This is a genomic window from Bartonella sp. AP7XZML (genome assembly GCF_042195745.1).
In the GTDB taxonomy this organism is placed as follows: Bacteria; Pseudomonadota; Alphaproteobacteria; order Rhizobiales; family Rhizobiaceae; genus Bartonella.
On sequence record NZ_JBHIOT010000031.1, the window covers coordinates 1 to 6019 of the forward strand.

Here is a 6019-nt window from a genome sequence, read left to right on the forward strand (position 1 = left end):
CCGTAAGGACACTTTCATGCTTTAAAACGTCTGCCTTTAAAGCAAATACATAAAAAGCTGCACGCATAGTGCAGCTTTTTTGCAAAATTTTCTTGATTTTTCATGCTTTTCAATACAACAAGAATTTTCGAAATCCACGTGAAGCTTTTATAATCGTGAGAAACAAGCTTCAAAATAAAAGATTTTTTTCAATAATTCTATTTTTTTATGTTTTTCTTTTAAAAAACTTCTTAAATGAAGTGTTGACTCCATCGATTATATATATGCCGTTACAGCATAACAAATATGCGGCTATTGCTCTATTTTTTGCATTTAAGCCAAACAAATTTCGCAGAAAAATATTCCTCTACGATCAACAACTTTTCTCAATATGGAAACCATATCAACCTTACATCTCATGTAAGAGAGAGCATTATGCGGTTAACATTTCATCCACGCACAATATGAGAGAATAAGTTGAATTCTCTGATACAAAGGGAATACCAACCTACCCAATGATCTATTCTCAACAAAGCAACACTCTCACCACTTCAATACCAGTATTTTAGTTTGAGTATACGAACACAATTTACATTCTAGATTAAATGTATAAAATAAATAATGAACATAAAATCTATGAATAAACAATAGGTTAACTTTACATGCTTCAAACAAAGGACAAAATTTTATAATTATGCGTTATTAAATTTTTTTTGTAAATATTTTATACAGATATCAAAAATCGTACCATTGCTTTCAATACAAGAAACCGACATAAAAAGTTTCATATTGAATGACCAAAATAGTCTTTTACAAATTGCGATATTAGAGCAAAAACTTCATTGGCTAATTATACAAAAAAATAAAATAGAAAATGCATTTTAATAAATATAAAAGCAAATTGTTTTATAAAAGAATATGACAAAAACTGATAAATCAACTTATGATCATGTATTTATGATTCAGATATTGAGTTCAGTTTTGCACAATCGTTTGAAAAAAACGATAAGATTAAAGTTTATGCGAAACTGTCTAAATGGTTTAAAATTGATACATCTCTTGGATCATATACTCCCGATTGGACTGTATTACTCGAGCAAGATGGGCAAGGAAAACTGTATTTTGTTGTGGAAAGCAAAGGAAGTATTTTCGAAGACATCTTGCGCGATCTGGAAAAAGCAAAAATCCATTGCGATCGTAAACATTTCAAAGCTTTAGGAGAAAATACCCAATATATTGTTTCTGATAATTATAAAACTTTTATCGATCAAGCAATTCAAAAAGATACCACAACAACTTGAAAAAATGTTTGGGTTATGGAAACAACCCTCCCCTGTTTTTTATAAAATGCACCTTTTTCCTACTCTATAATTTACAAGCTCTTTCTTATAACCAATTTTAATTTTTATTAAACAATCAAGAAATTATCGAACATTTTTCAGAAAGAGCTGCACATTTAAGAAAAGAAAATTATAAACTATTGAGAATACATTTGACACCCAAACAATCATTTAAGCATAAAAAATGATATATAAACAAACATTGGATTTTTAAGTCAATAATTTGATTTATAAAGATTTTCACATTTTCCATGTTAAATAATAAATGCAAATGGAGCAGGCGTGCACGTTTGTGTAGGTTCTGCTTTTGCTCTCATGCAGATTGAGTTGACAGCAAATAGACTCCTCGATAAACTCATCAAAATCAGCTTAACTGATGGCTTCATTTTGGAGGAAGAAGGGTTGTACACAAGGAGACCATCAGCACTTCCAATCATATTCATTCCAATATCAAAACCGCAGATATCACAAATGCGTGTTAATTTTTAAAAGTCTGTGAATGGGGCGGGGACAATATTTTAAAGAATATCAACAGGGGGCATAATAATGCAAAAGAGAGATTCCTATACAAAAACAGAAAGGTATGTCATATATACCGTCATTATTTCCAGCATACTTCCTCTGCTGGACGGAAGCATTGTTAATGTCATCCTTCCGGACCTTGCGCATTATTTTTCCGTGGAAGGAAATAATATACAATGGATTGTAACATCCTATTTTCTAGCCACCGTTCCAGGGCTGCTAATGGCCGCTTTTGTGCAAGGAAGAATAGGTATCAAAAGCACTTGGTTTCTTGCAAGCTTCATTTTTATGCTTGGATCACTGGGGGTAGGATTAAGCTATAATTTTCCAACCATTATATCTGCCCGTATCGTTCAAGGTTTTGGGACCGGTCTTTTACTGCCTCTTAGCCAAACCATCATTGCACTACAATTTGGGCAAGAACGCGTGCGGCAAGCCATGGGCACCATAGCCGTACCAACAGTTTTCGCTCCTGCCTTTGGTCCGCTGGTAGGCGCCTCGCTTGCTCAGTATGTATCTTGGCGTTTGTTATTTTTTATCAATATTCCGCTTATTTTATTGGCACTCACCCTTGGAGCAAAACATTTAAAGAGCAACGAAACAACAAAAACAAAATTTAACTTATTTGCATTTTTAGCGTTTTCCATATCGCTTCTTTCGTTTTTTTACCTCACAGAAGCCAGAAATATCAATAACAAAAACCACTTATATATCCTAGCGCTTATAGCCATGATATCTCTCATATTATTCATTGTTTCTAATCAGAAAGCAAAAAACAAATTAATCGTCTTTAGCGGATTTCAAAATGCACGCTATACATTACTCATGATCATGGGGCTTGTTGCTTCATTTCTTTTTTATAGCTTCCTCGTTTATTTCCCACTAGCCGTTGCCATGGGAGGAAACTATGAAAAGAGCCTTCTCATCATCGGTGCCCTCCTTGCTCTGCAAGGGGTAGGAGCATGGATCGGAAGGAAATTTATTTACCAAAAATGGAAAGAAAAATCTCCCTTTTTCATGATAGGAATTGGTTTAGTGATATCAAGCTTTGGGTTATTATGCTTCGGCTATAATATAAGCATGGATGGACTTGGATTCTTGCTAAGAGGCATAGGACTTGGCATCGCCACCATTGTCTGCCTTTCCGCCCCCATCCAATATGTCAACAGTTTATACGTCAAAGATACAGCCGTTATCACACGCATATTACAGCAAATAGGTGGTGCCTTAGGGGGTATATTCGCTGGCTTTTTGATCCATTCGCTGACAGAAAAATCCCTGTCCTTAAACCAAACATATATCGTATTCTTCATATTCTCTATCGCTGCATTTTTACTGTTTTGCCTAGCCCTCCTCTTATCGCGTAAAGAGAAGAATTCCGATTTATGATATGCTTTATTTGAACTCCCTAGCCATAACATTGGCAATAGCTTATAAAATCATACAGCATTTACCACTTTTCGAGAAACCAACACACTGAGACCTTGACCACAGCCTTCATCATTTTTATGAAAGAACACTAAATCGATAAGCTCCTTAAGCTCTAAAATTGATCACCTCCAGTAACGTACGGTGTTTGTAATTTTATGATACCTCTGTGCTTTTAGATCCCTCTAAAAACCTCTTGAAATATGGGATTTTCTGATCAGACCTTTGCAAAGATCCACGAAATTAAGCACGCGTTTCAATGCGGAATAGTTCCATAAATGCGCTAACAGACGCCCTACCGAACCAGCATAGAATATAGAACCCACAATGCCCCAAAATGCTGACCATCTTCTGCCACGCACTGCGATGTGGAAAATCGCACTGTATTGCAAACTTGATAATGTTATTCGCCCCTTTTCAAAGTCATTGAATCACTATGCTTTTATAATCACAATAGGTTCAAATGAAACTGAAGCGACAAAAACAGCTGGTAAAGCAGCATCTTCTCTCCATTTCATTGTTAACTGTCATAACAAATCTCCCCCGCTTTAATAAAAAAGCCCTCTCTCATTGAGAAAGAAATTTTAAAAACATTGAAAATCATGAAGCACGATGACAGACAGCAAACCATCTCTAAAAAGACTGTTTCTTGATTTTCACAGCGTACTCTTAGATTTCTCTAACATTTTCCTGCCTTTAAATTTTCCTTATAAGTTTTACGGACAAAAGAAGCTTTTCAGAACTCTTTTACACATAACTTCATTGCTTCAAGCTCCCTTACAGACACGATAAACGCGTATATTTCCATCTACCAAGTATGCGAGCTTCACAGCGGATATAATGAAAACAGTCTTTTTATAGAAAACAGTAAGCTTAAAGAGATAAACGAAATTGGTAAACCAATCCCTGCCCGCTTGTTCTCTATACCGGTTATGCAAATAAAGAGCGCCATCTACTTTTTCTGACAAGCAAAGAACACACACAACATTTAGTAACATGCCATTATTGAAATTCTTGTCACAAAACCTTCCGTTCAGGGATTATGCGCATTGCCTGCTTCCTTCTCTCTAATAAACAATCTGCCAATAAAGAATGCTATTGCAGTTACGATAATACAAATTATACTTCTGTTCTCATTCTATATTTTTCGAATTATCACACACTATTCCCCCTTCACTGTTATAACAATGAAAGGAGAAAAAAATTAAAACACAATATAGTATTTCTTTTTCACAAATCTTATATAAGCCACAAAATTGTTGTGCGACCTTCTATACAAGGTCAGACAATAAAATCATACTCTAAAAACCACTCAACATACCACTTTTTGATATTATAAAGCCATAAAATGCAATTATCGTCTCCGCAAACAATATCTCAGAAAAACAAAATCCCTTCTGCAACAATTAGGATACTCTCTCAAATATTACCAAAGTACTATTGGCCAGAGAATTTGGATGCCTTATTTTTTTATACACCATCTGCTCCTCATGAGTATCGAAGTGATGATGATGAAGTCAAGATTAAGAAATGACTAGATACAATCAATGTAGAATGCAATAAACCGCTTGAAGTCCTTGGTCCCCTGCTTGGTGATTTTTTGGACAGTGAGTTTCATAAGTTAGTCGGATTCATATTTCAAGACATACCAGAAGATCAAATGCTACAACAGCTTAAAGAAGATCAACGTAAAGTTTTAGAAACGTTAAAGAAAGATGGATTAGAATATCAGCGTGGAGGATATATTATCAAGAATGAGCTAACCTTCACACAAGAATTGCAAAAAGCTGGTCTCCTCTCGATGGAAGAGCTAAAAAAACTTATTGCAGAGAAAGAACTTTCAGCAGTAGAAATCGAAATAAATAGGGCATTAGAAAATATAGAAAAAGATCCAAGGGAGGCAGTTTTATTTGCAGCAAATCTGTTGGAAGCCTCTTGCAAAGCTTATCTCGACCACCATTCTATCCTATACGAAGAAAATGCCCATAATAAGCTGTACGCTTTATGGAAAGAAGTTGCTAAGAAGGCTAAGATTCATACTGACGATATAAAGCAAAAAAACTTAAAAAATCAAGATCTAGATAAAAATGACTTAAGAATGATCGCAACCGGTCTATCCAGAATCGTTAGTGGTACTATGAATTTAAGAAACAAGAAAAGTGCAGCGCATGGCCGCTCAGAAAAGGATTTTGAACTAATCAATCTCAAGCCTCGCCATGCGCGTTTAACTTTTAATGCCGCCCATTCTCTCTCAATTTATATTTTAGAGCTCATGGATCAGCCATAATAAAAAACATATCACGACTACCAGCATTTTCTCGTGCCATTTTTAATGCCTAAAAAGCATTAAAGGGGGTGGCCGCTGCTTCTACCCTACAAAACCAAATATTTCTATAGCATGACAACATGAGTAGTCACACCGCTCTATGGTGTTCCTCTTCCCCACGTTTCTAGGCTCCGCTTCTAAAGTCAGTGGGCAATTTCTGTAAATGCAAAAGCCGCCCTTAAGGATGGCGAATGAGGATGGTGCAAAAGTATTGCCTTGATTATTTTTTTTAAGAACAAACTAGCTAGTGTATTATTTTTGGAAAGCTCTCGTGAAGAAATATTATGATGGAGAAGCTAGTCATTATGATAAAAATACAAGTCTTAACTCCCTAAAGAGAGAAAATCTGAGCTTAGATTTAGTCCCTTCAAAGCCTTTATGCGCGTAAATTACATACCTATACGTTCTTCCCCTACCCTACTTA

At 35.4% G+C, this 6019-nt stretch carries 4 protein-coding genes; all 4 read left to right on the top strand.

Going from position 1 to position 6019, the window contains the following annotated elements; genetic code table 11:
* The first annotated feature begins 989 nt into the window (after nt 1-989).
* Complete coding sequence (locus ACFILT_RS03255; protein ID WP_375679368.1) at nt 990-1280, top strand: hypothetical protein; 291 nt, start codon at nt 990-992, stop codon at nt 1278-1280.
* A 585-nt stretch (nt 1281-1865) separates the two neighbouring features.
* Nucleotides 1866-3230 carry an MFS transporter gene (locus ACFILT_RS03260; RefSeq protein ID WP_375679570.1) on the top strand — a complete coding sequence of 455 codons (1365 nt, stop codon included), beginning with the start codon at nt 1866-1868 and terminating at the stop codon, nt 3228-3230.
* A 366-nt stretch (nt 3231-3596) separates the two neighbouring features.
* The gene (locus tag ACFILT_RS03265; protein ID WP_375679571.1) at nt 3597-3821 is read left to right on the top strand and encodes a hypothetical protein; all 225 of its coding nucleotides are present in this window, start codon (nt 3597-3599) and stop codon (nt 3819-3821) included.
* 1048 nt (nt 3822-4869) lie between these two features.
* Nucleotides 4870-5556, top strand: coding sequence for an abortive infection family protein (locus ACFILT_RS03270; protein ID WP_375679366.1), 687 nt, complete (start codon nt 4870-4872; stop codon nt 5554-5556).
* Nucleotides 5557-6019 lie beyond the last annotated feature (463 nt).

What these genes read in the sequence shown, in the direction of transcription:
- ACFILT_RS03260 (WP_375679570.1), top strand. Translation starts at nt 1,866, where the DNA reads ATGCAAAAGAGAGATTCCTATACAAAAACAGAAAGGTATGTCATATAT.
- ACFILT_RS03265 (WP_375679571.1), top strand. Translation starts at nt 3,597, where the DNA reads ATGCCCCAAAATGCTGACCATCTTCTGCCACGCACTGCGATGTGGAAA.